Source organism: Austwickia chelonae, assembly GCF_003391095.1.
Taxonomy (GTDB): domain Bacteria; phylum Actinomycetota; class Actinomycetes; order Actinomycetales; family Dermatophilaceae; genus Austwickia; species Austwickia chelonae_A.
This window is the reverse complement of sequence record NZ_CP031447.1, coordinates 3,156,185-3,179,991: the sequence shown is the minus strand read 5'-3', so window position 1 is coordinate 3,179,991 and position 23,807 is coordinate 3,156,185. Positions and strand designations below refer to the sequence as shown.

19 protein-coding genes are annotated in these 23,807 nt (G+C 67.5%); 12 read left to right on the top strand and 7 right to left on the bottom strand.

Annotated elements, in window-relative coordinates; genetic code table 11:
* The first annotated feature begins 118 nt into the window (after positions 1 to 118).
* From DX923_RS13970 to DX923_RS13955, 4 genes are all read left to right on the top strand, one after another.
* Positions 119 to 964, top strand: coding sequence for an ABC transporter ATP-binding protein (locus DX923_RS13970; protein ID WP_116115721.1), 846 nt, complete (start codon positions 119 to 121; stop codon positions 962 to 964).
* The gene (locus DX923_RS13965; protein ID WP_116115720.1) at positions 961 to 1,785 is read left to right on the top strand and encodes an ABC transporter ATP-binding protein; all 825 of its coding nucleotides are present in this window, start codon (positions 961 to 963) and stop codon (positions 1,783 to 1,785) included. The genes DX923_RS13970 and DX923_RS13965 overlap by 4 nt, the downstream gene beginning before the upstream one ends.
* A gap of 130 nt (positions 1,786 to 1,915) precedes the next feature.
* Positions 1,916 to 3,415, top strand: coding sequence for an ABC transporter substrate-binding protein (locus tag DX923_RS13960; protein WP_116115719.1), 1,500 nt, complete (start codon positions 1,916 to 1,918; stop codon positions 3,413 to 3,415).
* The gene (locus tag DX923_RS13955) at positions 3,412 to 5,202 is read left to right on the top strand and encodes an ABC transporter permease subunit (protein ID WP_162873013.1); all 1,791 of its coding nucleotides are present in this window, start codon (positions 3,412 to 3,414) and stop codon (positions 5,200 to 5,202) included. The genes DX923_RS13960 and DX923_RS13955 overlap by 4 nt, the downstream gene beginning before the upstream one ends.
* Positions 5,203 to 5,219: 17 nt before the next feature.
* Here DX923_RS13955 and DX923_RS13950 read toward each other — a convergent pair whose 3' ends face one another.
* Positions 5,220 to 6,851: a methyl-accepting chemotaxis protein gene (locus DX923_RS13950; RefSeq protein ID WP_116115717.1), complete on the bottom strand. Its 1,632-nt coding sequence runs from the start codon at positions 6,849 to 6,851 to the stop codon at positions 5,220 to 5,222.
* A gap of 228 nt (positions 6,852 to 7,079) precedes the next feature.
* On the opposite strand from DX923_RS13950, the gene hisC reads away from it, so the two are divergent.
* On the top strand, positions 7,080 to 8,195 hold the full coding sequence (hisC, locus tag DX923_RS13945; protein ID WP_116115716.1) for a histidinol-phosphate transaminase: 1,116 nt from the start codon (positions 7,080 to 7,082) through the stop codon (positions 8,193 to 8,195).
* A 62-nt stretch (positions 8,196 to 8,257) separates the two neighbouring features.
* Here hisC and DX923_RS13940 read toward each other — a convergent pair whose 3' ends face one another.
* The gene (locus tag DX923_RS13940) at positions 8,258 to 8,833 is read right to left on the bottom strand and encodes a hypothetical protein (RefSeq protein WP_162873012.1); all 576 of its coding nucleotides are present in this window, start codon (positions 8,831 to 8,833) and stop codon (positions 8,258 to 8,260) included.
* A gap of 314 nt (positions 8,834 to 9,147) precedes the next feature.
* On the opposite strand from DX923_RS13940, the gene pdhA reads away from it, so the two are divergent.
* From pdhA to DX923_RS13920, 3 genes are read left to right on the top strand one after another with little or no spacing between them, the layout of a single operon-like run.
* Positions 9,148 to 10,362 (top strand): pyruvate dehydrogenase (acetyl-transferring) E1 component subunit alpha, encoded by a 1,215-nt coding sequence (gene pdhA / locus DX923_RS13930; protein WP_205413051.1) that lies wholly within the window; start codon positions 9,148 to 9,150, stop codon positions 10,360 to 10,362.
* A complete protein-coding gene (locus DX923_RS13925; protein ID WP_116115713.1) occupies positions 10,359 to 11,339 on the top strand; it encodes an alpha-ketoacid dehydrogenase subunit beta in 981 nt (326 codons plus the stop codon). Before pdhA ends, DX923_RS13925 begins: the two co-directional genes overlap by 4 nt.
* A gap of 13 nt (positions 11,340 to 11,352) precedes the next feature.
* Positions 11,353 to 12,816: a dihydrolipoamide acetyltransferase family protein gene (locus tag DX923_RS13920; protein WP_116115712.1), complete on the top strand. Its 1,464-nt coding sequence runs from the start codon at positions 11,353 to 11,355 to the stop codon at positions 12,814 to 12,816.
* 104 nt (positions 12,817 to 12,920) lie between these two features.
* On the opposite strand, the gene DX923_RS13915 is transcribed toward DX923_RS13920, so the two are convergent.
* Together DX923_RS13915 and DX923_RS13910 are read right to left on the bottom strand one after the other, a co-directional pair.
* Positions 12,921 to 14,168 (bottom strand): benzoate/H(+) symporter BenE family transporter, encoded by a 1,248-nt coding sequence (locus tag DX923_RS13915; RefSeq protein WP_116115711.1) that lies wholly within the window; start codon positions 14,166 to 14,168, stop codon positions 12,921 to 12,923.
* Between the two features lie 123 nt (positions 14,169 to 14,291).
* A complete protein-coding gene (locus tag DX923_RS13910; protein WP_240322647.1) occupies positions 14,292 to 15,158 on the bottom strand; it encodes a maleylpyruvate isomerase family mycothiol-dependent enzyme in 867 nt (288 codons plus the stop codon).
* A 27-nt stretch (positions 15,159 to 15,185) separates the two neighbouring features.
* On the opposite strand from DX923_RS13910, the gene DX923_RS13905 reads away from it, so the two are divergent.
* Positions 15,186 to 17,252, top strand: a complete 2,067-nt coding sequence (locus DX923_RS13905; protein ID WP_240322646.1) for a cytochrome c oxidase assembly protein — start codon at positions 15,186 to 15,188, stop codon at positions 17,250 to 17,252.
* A complete protein-coding gene (locus DX923_RS13900; protein WP_116115709.1) occupies positions 17,249 to 18,142 on the top strand; it encodes a nitrilase-related carbon-nitrogen hydrolase in 894 nt (297 codons plus the stop codon). Before DX923_RS13905 ends, DX923_RS13900 begins: the two co-directional genes overlap by 4 nt.
* A gap of 32 nt (positions 18,143 to 18,174) precedes the next feature.
* On the opposite strand, the gene DX923_RS13895 is transcribed toward DX923_RS13900, so the two are convergent.
* Positions 18,175 to 18,639, bottom strand: coding sequence for a hypothetical protein (locus DX923_RS13895; RefSeq protein WP_116115708.1), 465 nt, complete (start codon positions 18,637 to 18,639; stop codon positions 18,175 to 18,177).
* Entirely contained in the window at positions 18,636 to 20,276 is a 1,641-nt protein-coding gene (eccB, locus tag DX923_RS13890) for a type VII secretion protein EccB (protein ID WP_240322846.1), read from the bottom strand. Before eccB ends, DX923_RS13895 begins: the two co-directional genes overlap by 4 nt.
* Before the next feature lie 98 nt (positions 20,277 to 20,374).
* On the opposite strand from eccB, the gene DX923_RS13885 reads away from it, so the two are divergent.
* Positions 20,375 to 21,778 carry a type VII secretion protein EccE gene (locus DX923_RS13885; protein WP_116115706.1) on the top strand — a complete coding sequence of 468 codons (1,404 nt, stop codon included), beginning with the start codon at positions 20,375 to 20,377 and terminating at the stop codon, positions 21,776 to 21,778.
* Entirely contained in the window at positions 21,775 to 22,455 is a 681-nt protein-coding gene (locus tag DX923_RS13880; protein ID WP_162873011.1) for a hypothetical protein, read from the top strand. The genes DX923_RS13885 and DX923_RS13880 overlap by 4 nt, the downstream gene beginning before the upstream one ends.
* A 26-nt stretch (positions 22,456 to 22,481) precedes the next feature.
* Here the strand turns inward: DX923_RS13880 and mycP are convergent, their stop codons facing one another.
* Positions 22,482 to 23,795: a type VII secretion-associated serine protease mycosin gene (mycP, locus tag DX923_RS13875; protein ID WP_162873010.1), complete on the bottom strand. Its 1,314-nt coding sequence runs from the start codon at positions 23,793 to 23,795 to the stop codon at positions 22,482 to 22,484.
* Between the last annotated feature and the right edge of the window lie 12 nt (positions 23,796 to 23,807).

Sequence of the window (23,807 nt, the reverse complement as noted above, 5' to 3'; positions counted from 1 at the left end):
GTGGTGCGAGTTGGTGGGTGGACGAGAAAGTGTTCTCCGTGGTCATCGCCGCGCTCGGCTTGATTGGTGATAACGGCTATCAGTATCCTTGCGCCGTGCCGGTCACCCAGGAGAAACCATGAACAAGCAGGTCGCCCGCGTCTGTGACCTGCGAATTTGCTTCGGAGAGCAAGAAATTCTTCACGGAGTCGATCTCGAACTGACCGCAGGGCAACGGCTCGGCCTCCTCGGCGAATCCGGCTCCGGGAAAACCCTCACCGCGCGCGCACTTCTCGGCCTCCTCCCTGAGAAAGCCACTGCCACCGGATCAATTCTCCTGCACGGTCAAGAAATGCTCGGTGCGCCCGAACGCCAATGGCGTCAAGAACGCGGGCACACCGTCGGGCTGATCGCCCAGGACCCCCGCACCGCACTGAACCCTCTCGTCCGCGTCGGAGACCAGGTCGCCGAACCGTTGCGGGCCCGAGGTCTGGGGCGCGCCGAAGCGTGGTCCCGCGCCGTCGAACTCCTCGAACAGGTGAAACTTCCTGAAGCGTCGCGACTGGCCAGAAGGCACCCCGGAAGTCTCTCCGGCGGGCAACGGCAACGGGTCGGGATCGCCATGGCCCTCGCGGCTGGGCCGGACCTGCTCATCGCCGATGAACCCACCTCCGCCCTCGACGTCTGCGTCCAGGCCGAGATCCTGCCCCTGCTCGCCGAGATCAGCCAGGAACGGGCTCTGCTCTTCATCACCCACGACATCGCGGTCGCGGCCACCGTCTGTGACGACCTCGTCGTCCTGCGCCACGGAGAGGTCGTCGACTCCGGTCCCCTCCACCGCGTCCTCCACGCACCGGCACACCCTTATGTCGCCGAGCTCCTCGAGGCCTCCCGGGCCACGGCGCTTCCCACCGAGCTCCCCACGAAAATTCCGCAGCCCGCAACCGAACCCTGCGAACTCGAACCTGTCGGAGGGCTCGGATGACCGCCGGCCGGCCTCGTGAGGACGAAACCACCGTGCTGCTCGCCGCACGCGCGCTCCACCGCTCCTACCCTGCCCCGCACTGGCCGGACCGTCTCCGCGGACGAGGCGTCGTCCACGCCGTCGACGGCATCGACCTGACTGTCACCACCGGTACACGCCTGGGCGTCGTCGGTGGCTCCGGCTGCGGGAAATCGACCCTCATGCGGCTGCTCCTCGGCCTGGAGACCCCCGACTCCGGGCAGGTCACCTACCGCGGTCGGGCCGTACATCCCCGCAGCAACCTGACCTGGTACCGCAAACTCGTGCAATTCGTCCCTCAGGACCCGTCCAACTCGCTCGACCCGCACCTGCGCATCGCTGACAGCATCGCCGAACCCCTCCAGTGTCTCGCCGTCCCCGGCGACCACGACAGCCGAGTACGCGAATGCCTTCACCAGGTCGGCCTCGACCCTGGTCTGGCCAGCAGATATCCCGCCCAGCTCTCCGGCGGGCAACGCCAACGAGTGGCTCTGGCCCGTGCTCTCGCGCCCTCGCCGGAAGTCGTCATCGCCGACGAAGCCGTCAGCGCGCTCGACGCCTCCGCGCGGCTGCACGTCACCCGCACACTGCGCGAGACCTGCACCGGCGACGGCCCCGCCCTCGTCTTCGTCTCCCACGACCTGGGCATCGTCCACCACCTGTGCGACACCGTCGTCGTCCTCGACGCCGGACGCATCGTCGAACAAGGACCCGTCGCCGACGTCCTCAGCACCCCGCAGCACCCGCGCACCGAAGCCCTGCTCCGCGCCGTACCGACGCTGCCTCCAGCACCCGCTGCATGAACACCCCGCGCAGAGCCCACCTGTCGGCCATCCCGCCGACCACACGACATCGACCACGGTCCACGACGACGAAGTCCGGACCGCCCACCTCACCACCGCCGCCGGTCCGGCACAGCCGTCAAGGAGAACCATGAACCGCCGCACACTCGCTGCCCTCGCCGCCGCCACCACCCTCACCCTCACCGCGAGCGGATGCATGGTCCAAGGGAACAGCGGAAACTCCGCCGACGGCACAGCCCGACTGCGTGTCGCCCTCAACTTCACCCCCCGCGCCGAGCTCTCGCCCTACACCGACGACGCCGTCAGCCTCACCCGGTTGGGGGTCATCGAACCCCTGATCACCTTCGACAAGGACGGCACCCCCCAGCCCGGGCTCGCCGAGAAATTCACGATGGACGACGCCTCGACCGCCACCTTCACCCTGCGCAAAGGGGTGACCTTCCACGACGGCAGCAAGGTCGACGCCAAAGCCGCCGCCGCCAGCCTCAACCACGCCCTCGGCGCCACCCCGGCCCCGGCCACCGTCAGCGGACGCAAACTCACCATCACCGCCGAAGGCGAGGACACCGTCAAGGTCGTCTCGGAGACCCCCGACCCGATCCTCATGCAACGCTTCGGCAACCCCGACATGTCGATCCTGGCCGCCAAGGCCTACGAGAAGAACCCGTCCAAACCCGACACCCTCGGGGCAGGGACCGGCCCCTTCGTCCTCAAAGAGGTCACCGGGGCGACCGCCGTCAAAGCCGACGCCAACCCGTCCTACTGGGGCGGAAAACCCCGACTCGGCGGTCTGGACGTGAAATTCATCAGCAAGGCCGACAGCCGTGTCGCCGGTCTGCGCGCCGGGGAACTCGACGTCATCCAGAACGTCCCCATCGCCCAGGTCGGCAACATCAAGGACCAGACCGTCGACACCCGGCCCGTCCCACGCACCACCGGGATCTCCCTGAACACCCGCAGCGGCCCCTTCACCGACCCGGCCATGCGCGCGGCCTTCGCCAAAGCGATCGACGGAAAAGCCGTCGCCAACAGCGTCTTCGAAGGCCAAGCAGACCCGGCCACCGGATACTTCCGCGGCGACACCGTCTGGACGAAGGACCGCCCCGCACCACAGTTCCCTGCCCCCGCCGACCCCAAGGGCAGCACCATCACCCTGGCCACCTACGACGACCGGCCCGAACTCCCCGAAGCACTCACCCTGGTCGCCGACCAACTCCGCAAGGCCGGATTCACCGTCGCCACCCCCGTCGTGAAGGCATACAACGTGCTCGAACCCGAGATCATGGCCGGCAAGTACGACGCCGTCATCGGCTCCCGCATGTACATGTCCAAGGCCAACGACCCGATCTCCGTCCTCCAGTCCGACTTCGGCTGCAAGGGCAGCTACAACCTCGCCTTCTACTGCGACGAAGCCCTCGACAAAGAACTCACCGAAGCCGCCGAGATCACCGACGTCACCCAACGCCGCACCCGGGCCGCCGCCATCGAAGCGACCGTCCTCGGCTCCGGCGCCTACGTCCCCCTCGTCCACGAAGTGGTCCGCATCGGACGCACCAAGAAGGTCGACGGCCTGACCGCCGACCCGCTGGAATGGACCTGGATCACCCACCGGACCACCCTCGCCGGATGAACACGTCACCCGCCCAGGCCACCCGCCCCACCGACCCCGGAACAGGGATCACCCACCTCAGCCGGTGGGGCGCAGCACAAGTCCGCACACTGCTGCGACCACTCGCCCTGGTCGGGACATCGGTCGTCGCCGTGGTCCTCCTGGCCGGAAGCCTGCCCTGGCTCACCGGATCAGACCCGGCCCGGACGGTCCTGCGTGCCCGGCAGGTCGAACGAGACGCCGACCCGGCCGCCCTGGCCGCGATCCGCGCAGACCTCGACCTGCCGAGCTCACCCCTGGTCGGCGCGCTCCGATGGTCGAGCCGCGCAGCAGGAGGCGACCTCGGCGTCTCCTGGGTCAGCGGACGCGCCGTCGCCGACACGCTCGGCTCGGCACTCGCCGTCTCCCTGAACCTCGCCGGATTCGCCGCACTCACCTCACTGGTCGTCGCGGTCCTGCTGGTCGCTCCCCGAGTCATCGGCGCCGGGCTCGGCCGGCCCGCCACCTCCACCAGGCTGCGCGCACTGGCCGCGATCCTTGCCGCCGCACCCGGATTCGTGGTCGCCGTCCTTCTCGTCTCGGTCTTCGCGGTCCAATTGGGCTGGCTGCCCTCCAGCGGATGGCGAGAACCACGCGACATGATCCTGCCGGTGACCGCGCTGTCCCTGGGCGCCACCGGAGTCCTGATCCGCATCCTCATGTCCGCAGTGACCGCCGTCGCCGACGAGGACTGGGTCCACACCTGGCGCGCCAACGGCGCCCGACCGACCCGGATCGCCCGCTCGATAGCTCGACGCGCCATCGCCGTGGCACTCCCCCAAGTCATGCTGATCTTCGCCGGGATCGTCGGCGCCGCCGTCATCGTGGAAGAGGTCTACGCCATCCCCGGCTTGGGCAGAGTGACCCTCGAAGCCTCACTCGCCCAAGACCTCCCCGTGGTACAAGGGGCCGTCGCCGCCCTCGTCGTCCTCGGAACGACGGTCGGCCTCCTGGGGGCCGCACTGCACCGGACCCTGATGAGCCCGGCACTGACCGACGGCCACGGCAGCACACCGACCCGCCGCGAAGGACGATTCACCCCGTCACCGCCCTGGCTGATCAGCGCCATCACACTGACCGCACTGATCGTGGGCGGCCTCTTCCGCACCGTCGAGATCCACCCCGACCAACGCCACCTCGCGCCATCCCTCCTCCACCCCCTCGGCACCGACCACGTCGGCCGAGACGTCTGGGGACGCGTTGGCCAAGGCGCACTGCTCACCATCGGACCCGCGATCCTGGTCAGCCTGATCTGCCTGGTCATCGGGCTCACCGTCGGACTGGTCGCCACACACGCCTCCGCCGGGATCACCGACGTACTCAACGCCATCCCCTCGGTCTTCCTCGGCCTGGTCGTCGCCGCCGTCCTCGGGCCAGGGCTGCTCAGCGCATCCTTGGCCATCTGCCTGGTCGGCTGGATCCCCCTGGCCGTCCACACCCGCACCCTCGCCGCCGAAGCCCGAGCCACCGGATTCCACCAGGCCGCACTCGTCGCCGGAGCGACCCGCGGAAGAATCATGATCCGGCACCTGCTGCCCGGCGTCATCCGCCCGGTCACCGGCCACGCCGTCGTCCGACTGGCCCGTCTCGCGCTCGCCTTGACGGGTCTGGGGTTCCTCGGCCTGGGCGCAGGCCACGACTCCGCGGAATGGGGGAAGCTCCTCGCTGATTCCGTCGTCCATCTGGAACGAGCCCCGTGGGCGATGGCTGCCCCCGCCGTCGGGCTGGTGCTGCTGGGTCTCGTCGCCAACCTGGCCGGGGAGGACTGAACCGGGTCAGCTGGTCCTCATAGCCGGAACCGGCCGACCAGCTCGTGCAATTCTGCTGCGCTGTCAGCCAGCTCCTGGGAAGCCGATGACGTGGTCGTGGCTGCGGAAGTGGCATCGGCTGCGGTCATCACCGCATCGCGGACCCGTTCGGAGATCTGGGCGGTCTGCTGGGCGGCGACCGTAGCATTGCCGCCCATCTCGTTCGTCGTCGCGGTCTGCTCCTCCACCGCTGCTGCGATGGTGCTCTGAGTGTCATTGATCGTCGAGATGATCGCGCTGATCGCGCTGATCGCGGACACGGCTTCCTGGGTCTCGGTCTGGATCGCGGTGATCTTCTCCGAGATGCTCTCGGTGGCTTCGCTGGTCTCCCGGGCAAGTTCCTTGACCTCGTTGGCGACGACGGCGAAGCCCTTTCCGGATTCCCCGGCCCGGGCTGCTTCGATGGTGGCATTCAACGCCAGGAGGTTGGTCTGCCCGGCGATCTGACCGATCACCTTGATGACATCGCCGATCTCTGCGCTGGAAGCACCCAACCTGCTGACCGTCTCATTGGTTCGGGCCGTCGCGGTGACTGCCTGACTGGCCACGGCGGCGGCATTGTTCGCATTGTCGGCGATGGCACGGATCGAGGCAGTCATCTCCTCGGTGCCGGACGCGACCGTGTCGACCGTCGAATTGACCTTGTCCGAAGCGGTGCTCACTTCTTCCAAGCGGTTTCGGGTGGCATCGGCCGACGTGTTGAGCTGCAAGGACACTTCTGAGAGTGATGCCGAGGAGTGCGCCACATGGGTGGAGGCCTCCCGCACCGAACCGATGACCTCTCGCATCGAGAGCCGGGCACGTTCGGTGTCCCGTGCCATCTCGGCGACCTCGTCGTGGGAGAAGGCCACTGCGGGGACGGTCAGATCGCCCTGGCCGAGGGCATTGATGCTGCGGTGCACGCTGTGGATCCCGCGGACCATCCGGTTCGCGGTCAGGAAGGCTATGCCGAGGATGGCCACGGCCAGCACCGGAAGGGCGAACCACAACGTTTTGGTCGTCCGGTCGGCGGCTTGATCAGCAGTGGCCCGTTGAGCGCTCACCCTTTTGAGGACGGAGTCGTTCAGGTCACGCCCGGCCTTGTCCAGGTCCTCGTAGGCCGTGACACAGACCTCCTCGTTGATGATCTTGGTGCCTCGTTCCAAACCTTCAGGGGTGCCGGTGGCGAAGGCCTTCACCGCAGCGGTGTCCCCGTCCATGAAGCTCTTCCAACTCTTCTTCATGATCTCGAACTGGGTCTTCTCCGCGGTCGTCATCGCGGAGGTGTCCATCTTGTCGATTTTTTGCTGGGTCTCCTTGGCAGCCTTCTCGAAACCTGCGCGGTTGGACTTCGGGGTCGGTTTCACCGCCTCCACCTGGTCCTCCAAGCGGGTGCTCCACGCGTAGAAACCTTGCCAGCCGTTGGTGTCGGCATTGCTGAAACGCAATTCCTCCACGGCGTAGGACAAGGACTGCAAGCGGCCCAGCTCGGTGTTCGCCTCCCGCATCTCAGAGACGCTGCTCAGGGCCAGCCCGCCGAGGGCACAAGCACCGAGGAGCCCGATCGCTCCCACCCCTGCTACTTGGTTGCGCACGGTCGAGAGGCGTTGAAGAACAGGAGGGAGGTGCATCTGTATTCCTCTGGAACGTGGACGGCGAGAAGGGCAGAGCCCTTATCGGCCGGGGGAGAGCGCGGCTGAGCCTCGCCCGCACACTGTCCGTACGGCGGGCATCTCGATCACCGTTCGGTGTCGCAGGTGCGTCGGTCGGTCCTGGGCGGAGAAGGTGTGTTCAGGGTGACGGGGCGAGATTCACCGGGTCGTGCCGGGAATTCTCCTGGCTACGCCTAGAGTTGTCTCATGAGCGATGCCGATCAGTCCCGAACGCCGACGAGCGTTCCCACTCGCGCGGCGTTGAAGAGCATCCCTGCTTATCGTCCCGGACGGCAGCCGACAGCTCGAGACGGCGTCACTCCGCACAAGATGAGCAGCAACGAGAACCCCTATCCGCCGCTACCTGGGGTGGTCGAGCGGGTGGCTCAGGTGGCCGGGCGGATGAATCGCTATCCGGACATGTTCTGCACCAAGCTCACCCAGCGGCTCGCCGATGAATGTCAGGTTCCTGAGGAGGACGTGATCATCGGCACCGGTTCTTCCGGGGTGCTGCAGCAGACGGTGCTCGCCTTGTGCGAGGCGGGCGACGAAGTCGTCTACGCATGGCGGAGTTTCGAGGCCTATCCGATCATGGTCGGCCTGGCCGGTGCACGTTCCGTGCAGGTTCCGCTCGATGAGCGGGGACATCACGATCTCACGGCGATGGCTGCGGCGGTCGGCCCTCGTACCAGGGTCATCTTCGTCTGTAGCCCGAACAATCCCACCGGGCCGGTCGTCACCGGCGCGGAGATGCGTGACTTCCTTGCCAAGGTGCCCAAGCACGTGTTGGTCGTCATGGACGAGGCCTATGTCGAGTTCGTTCGCGACGGGCAGGCCGCCCAGGGGATCGAGCTCTACCGGGAGTACCCCAATGTGATGGTGTTGCGTACGTTCAGCAAGGCGTACGGCTTGGCTGGGCTGCGTGTCGGGTACGGCATCGCCCACGCCCCGGTGTCGACCGCCATCCGTAAGACGGGGGTTCCTTTCGGGGTAAGTGCGGTTGCTGAGGAAGCCGCGCTGTTCAGCCTCGACGAGGAGGCAGCCTTGATCGAACGGGTCGAACGGATCGTGGCTGAGCGTTCCCGGGTGGTGGCGGCGCTGGTTGCGCAGGGGTGGGATCCGCCGCAGACGGAAGGGAATTTCGTGTGGCTGCACACCGGTGAGCGCACGGACACGGTGGCCGCTGCTCTGGGGCAGTCGGGTCTGTCGGTCCGTGCTTTCTCCGGTGAGGGGCTTCGGTGTTCGATCGACAGCACTGAGGCCAATGACGCGCTTCTTGAAGCATTGGCGCCCTTCACCTCCCGCGGTGGTCAGCATCGATGAATCGATGACCGTGAGTAAGCGGTGGGTGCGCCCGGTGGTGCTGGTCGGCTGATCCCCGCAGGTCAGGCGGCGTCCTGGTCCGATCGGGAGCGTGGTGAGCCCGGTTCGTTCGCCGCACGTCCGGTGCTGGTCTGCGCGGTCTGCGCGTCGAACTCCTGGCGGAGGCCGAGGTCGTCGGAGTCGTCGTCGACGGCGTAGGCGAGCATCGCTTCCTTCATCCGGGTGATCGTGGCGCGGGTCATGAAGAGGCTCAGCCCGGTCAAGAGGGCGACGGTCACCCATGGCCGCCATCCTCCGGGGCGGGCGGTGCCGTCCTGGTCGAGGGTGACGGTCAGCCGGTCACCGGTTTCCGGGATCATGAGCCCTGGGTCGGCCAGCCTCGTGCGGACGTCTTGGCCGTCCCGGGTGACGCTGATCTCGCATCGCCCGACGAATCCCCCCGGCTGTGGGCAGGACACGACTTGCGCGTCGTACCCGGGACGGCCGGTCTGTGTGATGGCGGCACCGATCCTCGGGACGGTGGCGGCCCACAGAAGAAGACATAGTGCGGCGACCACGGCCAAGGCGATGGCGTGCCCCGGTCCACTGTGAGCAGACGACCGTGGACGACGGGTGCCGTACGGCGTGTGCTGATCCATGCTCTTCTATCGGCGGCTCGGTAGGTCACCTGACCAGAGGGCTCGTTGTTGTGGACGGGCGATCTTCATCTTCGTCAGTGGGCGCTCACCTGCGAAGTCGTCGGCCCTCCTGGGGAGGGCGTCGTGCTGGGGAACTCTTCGCTTCGGACAGCCCTGCGGATCAGGACCTCTGGGTGGGGTCGGTCGGGTAGCGTGGCGGGGAAGCGAGCACCTCGCCCGCACCAGGGCGGGCGCGCACCCGCAGGCAGTGACAAGGCCGGTGGGAGGCTGTGGGCCCGGCGACCCTGGGCCCCGATAGGTACGAAGGAGTACCAGTGAGCGATTCTGCTGTTCACCGGGCGTTCGGTGGTGAGTTCTCCGGCGTCGACCATCACGTTTCCACGGTCGGGACGCCCCATTTGTCCACTGATGGTGGGCCGGAGACGATCCGGTTCATCGACAAGGACGGGCACCGGATACGTAACGAGGTCAACATCGAGTACGACCCGATCGTCGACGCCCTCACGGATCAGGACGGCCGTGACCTCTACCGGGACATGGTGTTGATCCGACGGCTCGACGCGGAAGGGACGGCTCTGCAACGGCAGGGCGAACTCGGCCTGTGGCCTGGACTGGTGGGTCAGGAGGCGGCTCAGGTCGGGATCGGGCGGGCGATGGCCGCGCAGGATTACGCCTTCCCCAGCTACCGGGAACACGGCGTCGCTTACTGCCGGGACGTGGACCCGTTGGCGATCTTCGGGATGTTCCGGGGCACCAGCCTGGGCGGCTGGGACCCGAACGAACACCATTTCCACCTGTACACGATCGTCATCGGCAACCAGGCCCTGCACGCCGTCGGATACGCGATGGGGGTGCAACGCGACGGTCAGGTCGGCACCGGCGACCCCGGCCGGGACACCGCAGTGGTGACCTTCTTCGGGGACGGAGCGACCAGCCAAGGAGACATCAACGAATCCTTCGTCTTCGCCGCCGTGAACCAGTGCCCGATCGTCTTCTTCTGCCAGAACAACCAATGGGCCATCTCGGAGCCGAACGAACGGCAGACCCGGATCCCGTTGTACCAGCGGGCCCGTGGCTTTGGCTTCCCCGGTGTGCGGGTCGACGGCAATGACGTCCTGGCTTGCTACGCCGTGGGGAAGATGGCGTTGGAGCACGCACGTACCGGGCAAGGGCCTTTCCTGATCGAGGCCTTCACCTATCGGATGGGTGCGCACACCACCAGCGACGACCCGACGAAGTACCGCGACTCCGCCGAGGTCGACCTGTGGCGGGAACGTGATCCGATCCAACGGATCAAGACCTTCCTGTTGGCACGCGGAGCCACCGAGGAGTCCTTCTTCGCCGAGGTCGACGCCGAAGCGGACGAGCTGGCTCGGACGATCCGCCGGAAGGTGCAGGAGCTACCTGATCCGCCGGTCACCGACATGTTTGACCACGTCTATCGCGACCCTCACCCGGGGATCGACGCCGAACGCGCCGAGTTCCTCGAGTACCAGGCGAGCTTCACCGGTGAGGAGGAGGGCCGATGACCACGCTCACCCTGGGCAGGGGCATCACCGCAGGTCTGCGTCGGGCGATGGAGGCCGACCCGAAGGTTCTCGTGATGGGCGAGGACGTGGGTCGTCTCGGCGGAGTCTTCCGGGTGACCGAGGGGTTGCAGAAGGACTTCGGCGAGGACCGGGTCATCGACACGCCGTTGGCCGAGTCGGGCATCGTCGGCACCGCGGTCGGCCTGGCCTTGCGCGGCTACCGGCCGGTCGTGGAGATCCAGTTCGACGGTTTCGTCTATCCGGCGTTCGACCACATCACCAGCCAGGTCGCCAAGATGCACAACCGGTCCTTGGGGCAGGCGAAGCTGCCCATGGTCATCCGTATCCCTTGCGGTGGTGGTATCGGTGCGGTCGAACACCACAGCGAGTCCAATGAGGCCTACTTCTTGCACAGCGCGGGCCTGCGCGTGGTGTCCTGCTCCAATGCCGAGGACTCCTACTGGATGATCCAGCAGGCGGTCGCCACCGACGACCCGGTGATCTTCTTCGAACCGAAACGTCGCTATCACGACCGGATGGAGGTCGACGACACTGCGGAGTCAGCGCCGCGCAGCCTGTACGAAGCGGTCGTGGTCCGTCCCGGCGAGCACGTGACCGTGGCCTGTTACGGGCCGATGGTGAAGACCTGCCTACAGGCCGCGGAAGCTGCCGCAGAGGAAGGTCAGGAGCTGGAGGTCATCGACCTGCGCGGGCTCAATCCGCTGGATTTCGCCGCATTGCAGGCCTCGGTGGAGCGGACAGGGCGCCTCGTGGTGGTGCACGAGGCGTCACGCTTCATGGGTTTCGGTGCCGAGATCGCGGCTCAGGTGCAGGAAAAGCTCTTCTACCACCTGGAGTCCCCGGTGATCCGGGTCGCGGGATATTCGATCCCGTACCCGGCCAGCAAACTGGAGGAACACCACCTTCCTGATCTGGACCGCGTGCTCGACGCCGTCGACCGTTCGCTGAGCTTCTGAGGAGGGGCTGGACATGGGCGTGAAAGTGTTCAACCTGCCCGACCCGGGTGAGGGGTTGACCGAGGCCGAGATCGTCTCCTGGAAGGTCGCGGCGGGGGATCCGGTGACGGTGAACCAGGTCGTGGTGGAGATCGAGACGGCGAAATCCTTGGTGGAGCTGCCGATTCCTTGGGAAGGCACCGTCGGGGAACTTCTGGTCCCGCAAGGGGCCACCGTGCCGGTCGGTACCCCGATCATCACCGTCCTCGTCGCCGGAGCACCGGAGAACGAGACCACCGGTGCCTCATCGGCCCAGAAACGCGAACCGAACCTGGTCGGTTACGGAGCCATCGCCGGCTCGACGAGACGACGCGCCCGCAAGGGCGGAGTCGGACCGGCACCGTCTGCGACGACCCTCGCCAGCGTGCCGGGCAAGGAAAGCGAGCCGGCACCGGCACCACCGGCACCACCGGCACCACCGGCACCACCGGCACCACCGGCACCACCGGCACCACCGGCACCACCGGCGCCACTGGCCCGGACGGTCGGCCCGGCCGGGCCGGTGTCGCGCACCGGGCGTCCGCTGGCGAAACCCCCGGTCCGTAAGTACGCCAAGGATCGTGGCGTCGACCTGTCAGCGGTCCACGGTTCGGGTGAGGGCGGGATCATCTCTCGCGCGGACATCGAGGCCTTCCTGGCAGGCGGTGGCGCACCGGTCGTAGCCGTCGGCGCACCGGACTCGGCTGCGGTCTCATCACCGTCCGGTACGCCGCGTGCCACCGGCGAACGGGAGACCCGCATCCCGGTCAAGGGCGTCCGGAGGATGACGGCCGACGCGATGGTCCGCAGCAAGTTCACCGCCCCGCACGTCACCGAGTTCGTCACCATCGACGTCACCGCGACGATGGACCTGGTGGAACGGCTGAAAACAGACCGCGAGTTCCGCGACGTCAAAGTCACCCCGCTGCTCGTCGTCGCCAAAGCGCTGCTGCTGGCCTGCCGACGCAACCCCGGGGTCAACGCCGTCTGGGACGAGCAGGCCCAAGAGATCCTGGTCAAGCACTACGTGAACCTGGGCATCGCCGCCGCGACGCCCCGAGGGCTGGTGGTGCCGAATATCAAGGACGCCGACGCGATGACCATGCGTGAACTCGCTGAGGCACTGGGCGGCCTGGTCGAGACGGCTCGTGCCGGGCGCACCCAACCCGGCGACATGGCCGGGGGCACCATCACGATCACCAATGTCGGCGTCTTCGGCGTCGACACCGGCACCCCGATCATCAACCCCGGCGAGAGCGCGATCCTCGCTTTCGGCGCGGTGCGAAGAATGCCCTGGGTGATCGACCACGGCGGCCAGGAGATGGTCGTGCCCCGCTGGGTCACCCAGCTCGCCCTGAGCTTCGACCACCGACTGATCGACGGAGACCTCGGCAGTAAGTTCCTCGCCGATATCGCCGCGATCCTGTCCGATCCGGCGAAGGGCCTAGTCTGGGGGTGAAGACCGACGGCCGGTGACTTCGGGAAGCCACCGGCCGAACAGATGAGAGGTGGTCGGGGACGACGGACCCCCGACCGCCTCTCGTCGACGAGGCCGTGAGTTGTTCAGGCCTGGGCGCTCTGACCGGTGGGAGCCTCCACCAGGGTGTGTTCGTCCTGCGTCGGCGACGCCGTTGCGGTTTCCGTCGGCCGTTTCAGGGCATGAGTCACCAGATAGACGATCAGACCGGCCACCAAGGACCAGAAGGCGGCTCCGATTCCGGCGACGGAGAAGCCCGAGGCCGCGACGAGGAAGGTGACTGCGGCGGCCTCCCGATGGTCGGCATCACCCATGGCGCTACTGGCGGCGCCCGCGAAGCTGGCGATCAGCGCGAGCCCGGCGACGGCTCCGAGGAGCCCGGGCGGGGCGGCTTGGGAGATCTCCGTGACGGCTCTGGAGGCCGGCCCGAGCAGGATGTAGACGATCCCGCAGGAGACGCCGGCGATCCAGCGACGGTCGCGGTCTGCGCCGGCCTCCGGCCCGGCGGCCAGGGCCGCGGCGATCGCCGACAGGTTGATGGCGTGGCCGCCGAAGAAGGCGCCGACTGCGCTCAGTGCACCGGTGCAGGCCAGTGCTCCGCGGAAGGGCGGGTGATAGTCGAAGGATTGCAGAACGGTGATGCCGGGAATGTTCTGGCTGGTCATCGTCACGATGTACAGCGGAATGGCGACTGCCACCATCGCGGGCAAGGACAGCGAGGGGGTGATCCAGGTGACTCGGGGCAGCAGCGATTCGGTGGAGACCGTGGTGAAGGCGCCACTGAGCCCCATCACGATCAGGGCGACGGCGAAGGCGCCGGGCACGGCCCAGCGGCGGGCGAGGCGGAGGAGCAGCAGCCAGGTGATGATGATCGGGGCGATGGTGGAGGGGCTGCGCGCCACATCACGGAAGGGTGCCAGGCACAGGCTCAGCAGGACTCCGGCGAGCATGGCGTTGGCGACGGGGGTGGGGATCTGCCGGACGAGATCACCGAAGGAAGGCACCAGCCCGGACAGGGCGAGCAAGATGCCGACCAGGATGAAGGCGCCTACTGCGGTAGCGAATCCGCCTTCTGGTGCGGCTGCGGTGGCGAGGAGTGCCGCGCCTGGTGTCGACCAGGCTGCGGTGACCGGGGCTCGGCAGCGCCAGGAGAGGAAGACCGAGGACGCGCCCATCGTCAGGCAGAGCACGGCCAGCCCGGACGCGGCTTGGCTCGCGTCGGCGCCCATGGCGGTCAAACCAGTGAGTACCACAGCGAAAGAACTGGTGAAACCGACGATTCCACAGATCACTCCGGCTATGACCGGCTGTATCGGCAGCGACGATTCACGCACGGCTCTTCCCTCTCCTCGAACGGCAGGGGAAGTTTAGCGATCAGCCGTATGTGATGTGCGATATGTTCCACATCGGTGCTGTCGGTTCCACCACGTGAAGAAAACCACCAGGCGGTCCCTGGCTCAGGGCGTGATCGTCAGGCATTCCATGAACTGCTGAGCCACCTCTTCGTCGCCGAGCACGGTGTAGACGCTGTCCTCGGTCGAGCGGCGCCCCGCAGCCCGGCGGGCGAAGACGTCGGTGGACATCTGCAGCGATATGGTGCGGCCGATGGCGGGAATCGGCCCGGTCTCGTCATGTGAACCGGCGAACATCTGACGTCCGCAGATCTCCCCGGCCTCGGTCTTCTCGACCCGGACACCGGATCGGGCGACAACGGGTCCGGTCAGTTCGACCATGAGCACCCGTCCGGGCTCCAACCCGACCTTCTGGACGACGATCTCGGGCAGCGCATCCAGGATGCGGGCCACGGTGACGGCGGCGGCGGGGGAGTCCTGGTTGCCCGGGCGCCCCAGTGCGTCACGGATGTCCTGTTCGTGGCACCACACGTCGAAGATCCGCAGTTTGAGCAGTTCAGCGAGGGTGGTCGGCTTTCCGCGAAGGCCCTCGACCTGGGTGTCTTCGGTGAGGCCGCTGTCTCGGAGCCGTCCGAGCCTGGAGGCGAGGGTCTGCTGCAGTTCGGTGACGATCTCGCCGATGGCGCGCCCTCGACGTAGTTCGACGCCGTTCTCCATGAACCGGCCGAAGCTGTTGCGCAGGTAGTCCCGGTCTGGGACGTCGACGACGGGGTCCGGGCGGCCGATGAGGGCGGATTCCAGGCTGACCACGTGACTCACCTGATCCTTGATGGTCCATCCCGGGCAGGGGGTGGGCGTGGCTGCGTCCTCCTCGGACAGGGCGAAGGTGAGATCGACCACGGCTTGCGCCGTTCCCGCGAAGGCTTCTACGAGGCCGTGCAGATCTTCGGGTGCTGCCGGATGCATTGGCATGGCCCCACAATATCTAGGCTGGGAGCCATGGCCACCTCAATCGGTTCCCCGAATGCGCTGCGGAACAGCTTCGTAGGAAATCGGACTCCTCTTTTTCTGTGGTGGGTCGTGGTGGCTGTTCTCGCGTTGTGCGGAGTGCTCGGAATGTTTCTGGCGGGGGCTTACGGGGGCGCTTTCGCTGCTCTGGACGGGTTTTCCGACGGGGGTCCTTTTGCTCGTTATGGCTTGCCATTGGCGCGGACGGTGCATGACGTCTTCGGGACGGTCACGGTGGGCCTGCTGTTGTTGGCGGGGACGATTCTGCCGGACACGACGTCGACGCGGCGCCGGGAGACGGCGTGTCGGTTGGGGGCGATGACGGGCGTGGTGTGGGTCGTGGCTGGCACGGTCACGATGTTGTTGTTGATCAGCAATGTTGCCGGGGTGCCGGTGGGTGATGCGGCTTTCTTGTCGACGGTGTCGAGTTTCGTGTGGTCGATCGATCTGTTCCGGGTGTATCTGATCAGTGTGTTGATCGCTTTGGCCGTGGTGGTGGGCGCGGCGACGGCGCGTTCGAAGACGACGATGGTCTGGATGGCGGCTTTGTCGGTGGGCGCCTTGTTGCCTTTGGCCTTGGCCGGCCATTCCGGGGGGAGTCTGTCGCACGACACGGCGGTGAATTCGTTGGCGGTGCACCTGGCGGCGGCCTTCGTCTGGTGCGGTGGCCTGGCGGCGATCCTCATCCTGTGGCCGATCCTGGGAACGGCAACTTCTGTTGTTGTGCAAAGGTATTCAGTTCTAGCTGCCTGGGCTTTGGGTGGGGTGGCGCTCTCGGGGGTCCTCAACGGCGCTGTCCGCCTGGGCGAATGGTCGCAGGTCACGAGCAGATACGGCCTGCTGCTGGTCGGGAAGGTGGCACTCCTCGCGCTCCTGGCCGCCGCCGGGTGGCGGATGCGGGCGAGCATCGTGAAACGCCTGGCCGAGGGGCGCGTGCAGGGCGCCTTCGTCCGGTTGGCCGCGGTGGAGATCTCGATCATGGCGTTGGCGATGGGTGCAGGGGCAGGGCTGGCCCGCAGCCAGACCCCTGTTCCTCGTTCCGCGCAGGCCGACCCGGATGTGGCGATCGCCCTGACTGGCTACCCGGCACCGACACAACGCCTCTCCGGGTGGGACTGGTTCACCGTCTGGCGGGCCGACTGGCTGTGGCTGGCCGTGTCCTTGCTGGCCGTGGGGGTATATGTGTGGGCGGTGGTGCGTCTGCACCACCGGGGCGATTCCTGGCCGGTGCGGCGCACGATGATGTGGACCTTCGGCTGGCTCCTGTTCGTCTGGACGACCTCAGGCGCACCGGGTGTCTACGGGCGGGTGCAGTTCTCCACGCACATGTTCATGCACATGATGTTGACGATGGGCATCCCGGTCTTCCTGGCGGTGGGAGCCCCGTTGAGTTTGCTGTCCCGGGCGCTGCCTGCCCGCCGTGACAGAACGATGGGTCCTCGGGAGATCCTGCTGGCGACGGCGCATTCACGATGGCTGACCTTCTGGGCCAATCCGGTGGTCGCCTCGATCAATTTCGCCGGATCGCTTTACATTTTCTATTTCACCGGCCTGTTCGAATTGGCTTTGCGCACCCATACCGGCCACGTCGCGATGGTGGTGCATTTCATGTTGGCTGGTTACGTTTTCTGCTGGTCGTTGATCGGCATTGATCCGGGGCCGCGTAGATGGCCGCCTTCGCTACGTCTGGTCGCTCTTTTCGTGACGATGAGTGTGCACGCTTTCTTCGGAGTGGCGATCATGTCGGCGACGACCTTGCTGGCCCCGGGATTCTTCGAAGTGCTGCATACCGGCGGGACGACCGGGTGGGTCGGTGATCTCCTGGAGGATCAACAGGCCGGTGGCGGCATCACCTGGGGCATCGGCGAGTTCCCGATGCTGGTGTTGGCGCTGCTCACCGCACTGGCATGGATGCGGGCGGACGAGAGCGAAGCCCGCCGTCAGGACCGCCAGGCCGACCGCGACCACGATGCCGCCCTCGCGGCGTACAACGCCGAGCTGGAGCGCCGCGCCGAGGCTTTCCGCCGGACCGAAGAGGCGCAGCGGGGGCGTTCATGAAGGTGGCGGTGGTGCAGCTGGCGTATGCCGACGACCTCCCCCGTGAGGAGCACCGTGTCCGGGTCGCCGACCGGGTCGGACGGTCAGGGGCAGATGTCGACCTGGTGGTGCTCCCCGAACTGTGGTCGGTCGGTGCTTTCACCCCGCGTTCCTGGCCCGAGCGCGCCGAACCGGTGGACGGGCCGACCTTCTCGGTGATGGCTGCGGCAGCGGCCCGTGCCGGATGCGTGCTGCACGCCGGGACGATCATGGAGGAGTTGTCTGCGCAGGGGGAGTCGGCTGTGCGAGCGGACAGCGAGCGCGCTGACGGGCGGCCGGGTAGCGGGTGCCACATGGCGAATACCGCTGGTGTCTTCGGTCCGGACGGGAGTTGCCTGACGACATATCGCAAGATCCACACCTTCGGCGCAGCCGGTGTGGAGCGTGACCTGGTCCGGCCGGGCGAGCAGGTCTGTGTCGTCGACATCCCGGTGCCGTGTCCGACCTCGGCGGAGACGACGGTGCGGGTCGGTCTGGCCACCTGCTACGACCTTCGTTTCCCGGAGCTCTTCCGGCTTCTGGCCGGGCAGGGCGCGCAGATGATGCTGGTATCGGCCTCATGGCCGGCGGTCCGCTCAGAAGCGTGGCGGATCCTGCTGCAGGCCAGGGCGATGGAGAATCAGGTCTTCGTGGTGGGTTGTGGTGCGGCCGGGGTCAACGGCCGTACCGCGATGGCTGGGCAGAGTCTGGTGGTGGGGCCGGACGGTTCCGTCCTGGTGGAAGCACTGGGATGCTCGGGCTCTGACGGCGCCCCGGACGCCACGATGACCGTCGATCTGGACCTGGCCGAGGTGAGCCGCGTCCGTGAGGATTTCCCGGTATTGCCGGACCGGCGGCTCGACCGCTGCTGAGAGCACCGGCTGACGGTGTACACCCAGCAGGTTCAGCTGCGTCGCCACCACCGGGATCGAGAGCGTCCGGTCTCGGGGCGCGCGGCCTCTTCGGCAGAGGAACCCGTGCGGAGATCGATCCCACCGTCCGGCGGACGGAAACCGTGTGCTGCGGGTCTTTCCCGGTCGGGCGCACCTTCCGGGGCAGACGGTCCGTCCTGCGGGGCCGGGGAGGTCGGCAGCCCCGCCAGCAAGGGGCGTTCCCCAGGTTCGGGTGTCTGGTCGTCGGGAAGATAGGGGGCCGGTGTCAGAAGCGGCGGACCGCTGTTCGGCTCCGGGGCGGCCGGGAACGGGCCGTCTGAAGGGCCGTTCCCGGTCCGGGCAGGTGCGGTGGCCGGGACGAGGGGACGCCACGCCCAGTACTCGGCGAGGCCGATCAGGCCCTCGGCCAAGCACTCGTCGAGCTGGTCGAGATCACGGACGTCCTCCGGTCCGGAGGGCCACGCGGAACGACTCATCGGCTCGGCGACGGCCTGGCCGTCGTGCTGGGTGACGTGGTCCCGGAGGACGAACTCGGGGACGGCGAGGGAGATCCGGCTCCCGGGGAAGGAGACGGAGACGCCGACGGTGACGCAGACGGAGACGGCGAGGTGCTGGGAGACGGCGACTCGCCGGGCGTCTTCGTCGCGGCCGGTACCGAACCGCGCGCCTCGGCCAGCCGCAGGGCGGCCTGGGTGTCCAGCCCCGGCCCTTGCGGCAGCAGCTTGACCAGCTCCGGTGACACCGCCTGAACCCGCTGGCCGAGCCCGAGAAGTCGCAGGGTGCGCGCGTCGGCGACCGGGAAGCTCATGCCCCGGTCGGTGATCAACACCGGGTTTCCGTCGTTGACGGTCGCGCCATCGGGCCACGGGCCCACGACCAGGCCCCACCCGGGGCGCACGTAGATTCGCTGCGCCGAATGTTCTGTCTCCTTCGCCGGTGCTTCCACCGGTTTCACCCCGGACGGGAGCGGCATCGAACGGGTCGGGTAGATGGTGCGTTGCGGGCCGCCTTCAGCAGCAGCCCAGTCCATGCAGAGCACCGGCGCGCTGGCAGCGTCGACCAGGGCAGGGCGGACCGCCGGATACGGGCTGGTGTCCAACGGATGGCTGGTGATCTTCGCATTCGACAGATCGCTGGGCGGTACCGCCGGGATGTCACCGTGCTGCCCGGTCACTGAGCGGAGAAGATCCGCAGTCACGCTGGTGATCTTCTGCACACCGTCGTTGTGGACCACGTAATAGGTGCGTCCGGTCGTGGCCTGTTCGGCTCGCACCACGTCTCCGATGGCCAACCGTCGGCTGGCGAGCTGGATCGGTTTTCCCTGGTCCGGGACGGACGGGGAGACGATCTCCGGGCGTTCCGGGATGGCGTTCAACAACCCCAGGCTGATCGGGCGCAACTTCGTGTTGTCGATGCCCAGCCCGAGAGCCAGCTTCGGGTCTCGCAGATTCACCTTCGAGCGGTGACCGTCCATCAGCAGATAGGTGGTGTTGCCGCGGTCGGCGGTGACCAGGGAGGCCACCTCCGGGCCCGGTCGAACGCCCCCGCCACCTTCACCGATGATCACGGTGGTCTGCAGCCCGGGCAACGGCTGAGGCGGACCGCCGGGATCTTTCTGGGTCTCGTCGCAGACCGTCCAACGGCTGTCCAGCTGGTGGGCGTCATCGGGCACCGAGCCGGGGGCATCCGGGATACCCAGGAGGGACCCCCGGGAGAGCCCGCTGATGCTTTCGGTGTTCACCCGCCGAACGATCTCCGACTGGCGCCGCAACGGGACGTCACCATTCGTCGGCGGTGCGGCAGCGAGCATCGCGGACGTCAGGTTGGTCGCGGGGTGCAGCACCCGATCACGTACGACGTAGGCCACGCCGGTATCGGTGTCCACGAGCACGGTGGCATCACCGACCGACGGGGCAGGCTTGATGATCCCGTAGACGAGCATCCCGGCCAGGCCGAGCGATGCGACGACCACGCCAATGAGAAAGGCCATTCCAGAACGGGGCCCGTGCGGACCACGCCGATAGGCTTCACCGGTGGCGACGGCCTCCTTGAGCCGTTGCACGCCGAAGCGGTACGCCTGGACTTGCGTTGTCGATCCACGGTCAGCTGCCATCTGCACGCCCCCTATCCTGGACAAGGATATTGCGGGTCGGCGGACAGCTGTCGTCCTGGTGTCCGTGAAGGACAGGGTCGCGGGATGCGAGGGCAGTGATGTTGGAGATCGCAGCCGACGGCCGTCGCGGCGACGCAGGCGGCGGGCAACGTGATGGGCGTAAGCCGGGACGTCGTCGGACGCCCGGCGGGAAGCCGTCCCGCGCCACGGCCAAGCCGGCACGCGACGGGCGTCGGACGGGCCGAGCGCGTCCGCAGGAGAGCGTTTCGCACATCCGCCGTCAAGGGGGAGACCTGACCTTCGGGCCGGTCCCGGTGGGTGCTGTCGTCAGCCTGGAGCTGCTGGCTGCAGGGGTGATGATCGCTGTTTTCGTCCCCTATCCGTGGGCGCGAGCCCTGGGCGGCGGGCTCCTGATCCTGCTGGGCCTGCTGTCCTTCCCCATCGGCCGAGGCGGCACCGTCTGGGCCCGCACGGCGAGGATCCTGTCCTTCCGCTCCCGGACCAGGAGCTTCTCCGTGGTGGAGGAGGAACTCCCCGAGGAGGAGCTGGACGTCGACGACCTGGAACCTGACGACGACGAGCCGGGCTGGGGAGACATCACGGTCCCGGCTGACCTCGATGTCCTGTTCGATCACGATCTGGCGGTCTTCTCGGTCACCGACCGGATGGGGCGGCAGTTCGGAGCCTTCCGGCATGCGGGACGGTGGGGAGTCGCGATCCGTGTCCGTTCCTTCGACGGCGTCCTGGTCGAATCCGGGGTGCGCACGGTGTCACTGCACCGGACGTGCGAGCAACTCGCTGCTCTCGACGTCCCCTCCATGGGTATCCGCGTGGTGCAGTACACGTCGGGCCAGGGGAACTCGGCGTTGCCGCCGATGTTGGCCGCGCTCGCCGATGAGCTCCGAGCCAAGGACGGATGGGGGTTGCGTTCTTCCCGGGAGGCCGTCGTTTTCCTGTCGGTGGATCCGCAGCAGGCGAAGGACGCGGTGGCAGTTCGTGGCGGTGGAGCTCCGGGGATCTCTCGGCTGCTGACCGTGATGACCGATGTGGCCAGGACGGCTCTGGCGGCGCCTTCCGTGCAGGTGGATGTCCTGGAGCGCGCTGACCTGCTGCAGACGGTGGGCCATTTGGCGATGGAACCGGTACGGACGGCCGATGCGTTGACCGCATGGACGGAATCACGTGGATGTGTGGTTTCCGACATGACACACCACCGTGTGCTGGCCGCTACCTCGTGGAAGCCGGGGTCGGACATCACCCCGGTGCTGGGCGTGTCCGCGCACGCCGTGGTGACCTCCTTGGACGTCCAGCTCGGCCGTCCTGGTGAAGGCGCCGACGTGGTGCTCCTGGTCAGGGTCACGGCCCAGAGCATGGCCGATCTGGAGGAGTCGACGGAGGCCGTGGTGTCGGTGGCGCAGGAGGCCGGTGTGACTCTTCGCCCGTTGAGCGGACATCAGAGGATGGCTTTGTTGGCGACGATGGGACCAGGGGCGTGCGCATGAAAACCGTGGGGCGACGTGTGATGCCGACCTTTCGGGCTTCCGACGGCGCTTTGAAGGATCTGCAGATCCCCTTGGCGGCGATGGGTGGCTTCGGGGAGACGACCACTGGATCTCCGCTGACGGTGCATCTGTGCGGGCCGGCACCGACGAGATTCGCCTTTGTCGGTGCCGCTTCTCTGGCAACGGCGTTGTGTCTGCGCGCTGCAGCATCCGGGGCCGAGGTGATGGTGGCGACGGATCGTCCCGCGCCCTGGCAGATGCTTGCCGCCCAGGTGGGGGGCGAACAGCCTTTCATGACGGTTTACCCTGCTGGGGCGCTTCCGGCTGTGACCGGGGCCCAAGGCGCGCTGTTGACGGTCTTCGATCACATCCGCGGAAGTGGCGAAGGCCATATCAGCCGGAGTCCTTGGCACACGTCCGTGCATGTCGTGAGCCAGGTGGAGCCTTCTGCGCAGACGTTGTTCGACGCCATGGACTTGATTGCGATCGGCCGTGAAGGTGTCGGTGACGTCGACTTGATCTTGCAGACCCTCCGACTTCCTGAAGCGATGTCCTCGGTCTTCCTGGCCCTGCACGACGACGAGGTTCTCGTGGCGACCCGGACGGTGGCTCGGCTGGTGCGAATTCGGCTGACCGACGTCGAATGGCGCTGCCTCGGCTCGGTCAACGGTCGCTGATCGATCCGAGGGCGGGATCGGCTGGTTCAGTCGGTGGACCGTCGGCGACGGACCGCGATGGAGATCACCCACACGGTGAGCAGGGACACGATCGCTGCGGCGGACCAGAGCGCTGGTGCGCGGCCTGGAGGTGCCGCCTTCGATGGGGGCATCGCAGGCATGGTCGTGGCAGCTTTGGAGATCCGTTTGCCTGCCTCGCCCTCCTGGGGGCGTACTGCGGTCAGTGCCCCCCGCGGGTCGATGATCCCCCGGCCGACGGCGTGATTGCTTCCGCCGACTGCGCTGTCCAGGATCCGATCGGCCACTTGGCGAGCAGTGAGGTGAGGGTGGCGTTCTCGGATGAGGGCGGCTACTCCGGCGACATAGGGCGCGGAGAAGCTGGTGCCTTGGATCTGTTGCGGGCCGTTGCTGCTGAGCATGGCGTCGACTTGGCGGGCACCGCCCGGGAAGGGGTTGGTGGAGATGATGTTGACGCCTGGGGCGGCGATGCCGACCCAGGGTCCGGCCAGTGAGAAAGGCGCGGCGATTCCTTTCGGGTCGACGGCGCCGACGGCGATGACTCCGGGGATCTCTGCCGGGGTGGCCGAGGTCACCGGGATTTTTCCTGGAGTGTTCTGCGTCTGGCACGGGCCGCCGCTCAGGTTGCCGGCGGCGGCGACGATGACCACGTCCTTGGCCAGAGCGGCCTGGACCGAGGCCGTCAGCTTGGGGTCGCTGACCGTGCCGGCGATGCCGCATTCGGCTTCGGAGATGTTGATCACTTTGGCCCCTTGGGCGACGGCCATGTCGATGGCGGTGCCGAGGGACTGGGTGGTCCCGGCGGTTTGGCGGCCGGTCTGTTGCACCGGGGCGTAGGAGAGGCTGGCCTGACGGATCGACAGGATGGTGGCTTCTGGCGCTACTCCGGCGAAACCGGTTTCCAGGTCGACGGATCCGCCGATGATGCCGGCGACGAGGGTGCCATGGCCGTCGCAGTCCCGTAGACCGCGTTCGCCGGGGATGATCAGGTCGCCGCCGCCGACGAGGCGGTTGCCGAAGGCGGGGCCGGGGTTGATCCCGGTGTCGATGACGGCGACGGTCACGCCTTTGCCGGTGGCCAGGGTCCAGAGTTCGGAGTAGCGGAGTTGTTGCTGGGCCCAGGAGACTCCGCGGGTGACGGTGGCTGGGGACGGCCCTTCGGAGAGGCAGCGCCGGGTCTGGCGGTATCCGCCTTCGGCATGGGCGGTGCCGGGGAGGAGGGGGACGGCCAGCCCGGTGAGGGCGGTCATGGCGGTGACCGCGCACAGCAGGGGGCGGCGGAGCCGTTGGCGCAGGGGCTGCGGGTGAGGCGTTTTCTTCACAGCAGGAGATGG

What these genes read in the sequence shown, in the direction of transcription:
- DX923_RS13970 (WP_116115721.1), top strand. Translation starts at nt 119, where the DNA reads ATGAACAAGCAGGTCGCCCGCGTCTGTGACCTGCGAATTTGCTTCGGA.
- DX923_RS13965 (WP_116115720.1), top strand. Translation starts at nt 961, where the DNA reads ATGACCGCCGGCCGGCCTCGTGAGGACGAAACCACCGTGCTGCTCGCC.
- DX923_RS13960 (WP_116115719.1), top strand. Translation starts at nt 1,916, where the DNA reads ATGAACCGCCGCACACTCGCTGCCCTCGCCGCCGCCACCACCCTCACC.
- DX923_RS13955 (WP_162873013.1), top strand. Translation starts at nt 3,412, where the DNA reads ATGAACACGTCACCCGCCCAGGCCACCCGCCCCACCGACCCCGGAACA.
- DX923_RS13950 (WP_116115717.1), bottom strand. Translation starts at nt 6,851, where the DNA reads ATGCACCTCCCTCCTGTTCTTCAACGCCTCTCGACCGTGCGCAACCAA.
- hisC (WP_116115716.1), top strand. Translation starts at nt 7,080, where the DNA reads ATGAGCGATGCCGATCAGTCCCGAACGCCGACGAGCGTTCCCACTCGC.
- DX923_RS13940 (WP_162873012.1), bottom strand. Translation starts at nt 8,833, where the DNA reads ATGGATCAGCACACGCCGTACGGCACCCGTCGTCCACGGTCGTCTGCT.
- DX923_RS13925 (WP_116115713.1), top strand. Translation starts at nt 10,359, where the DNA reads ATGACCACGCTCACCCTGGGCAGGGGCATCACCGCAGGTCTGCGTCGG.
- DX923_RS13920 (WP_116115712.1), top strand. Translation starts at nt 11,353, where the DNA reads ATGGGCGTGAAAGTGTTCAACCTGCCCGACCCGGGTGAGGGGTTGACC.
- DX923_RS13910 (WP_240322647.1), bottom strand. Translation starts at nt 15,158, where the DNA reads ATGCCAATGCATCCGGCAGCACCCGAAGATCTGCACGGCCTCGTAGAA.
- DX923_RS13905 (WP_240322646.1), top strand. Translation starts at nt 15,186, where the DNA reads ATGGCCACCTCAATCGGTTCCCCGAATGCGCTGCGGAACAGCTTCGTA.
- DX923_RS13900 (WP_116115709.1), top strand. Translation starts at nt 17,249, where the DNA reads ATGAAGGTGGCGGTGGTGCAGCTGGCGTATGCCGACGACCTCCCCCGT.
- DX923_RS13895 (WP_116115708.1), bottom strand. Translation starts at nt 18,639, where the DNA reads ATGAGTCGTTCCGCGTGGCCCTCCGGACCGGAGGACGTCCGTGATCTC.
- eccB (WP_240322846.1), bottom strand. Translation starts at nt 20,276, where the DNA reads ATGGCAGCTGACCGTGGATCGACAACGCAAGTCCAGGCGTACCGCTTC.
- DX923_RS13885 (WP_116115706.1), top strand. Translation starts at nt 20,375, where the DNA reads ATGTTGGAGATCGCAGCCGACGGCCGTCGCGGCGACGCAGGCGGCGGG.
- DX923_RS13880 (WP_162873011.1), top strand. Translation starts at nt 21,775, where the DNA reads ATGAAAACCGTGGGGCGACGTGTGATGCCGACCTTTCGGGCTTCCGAC.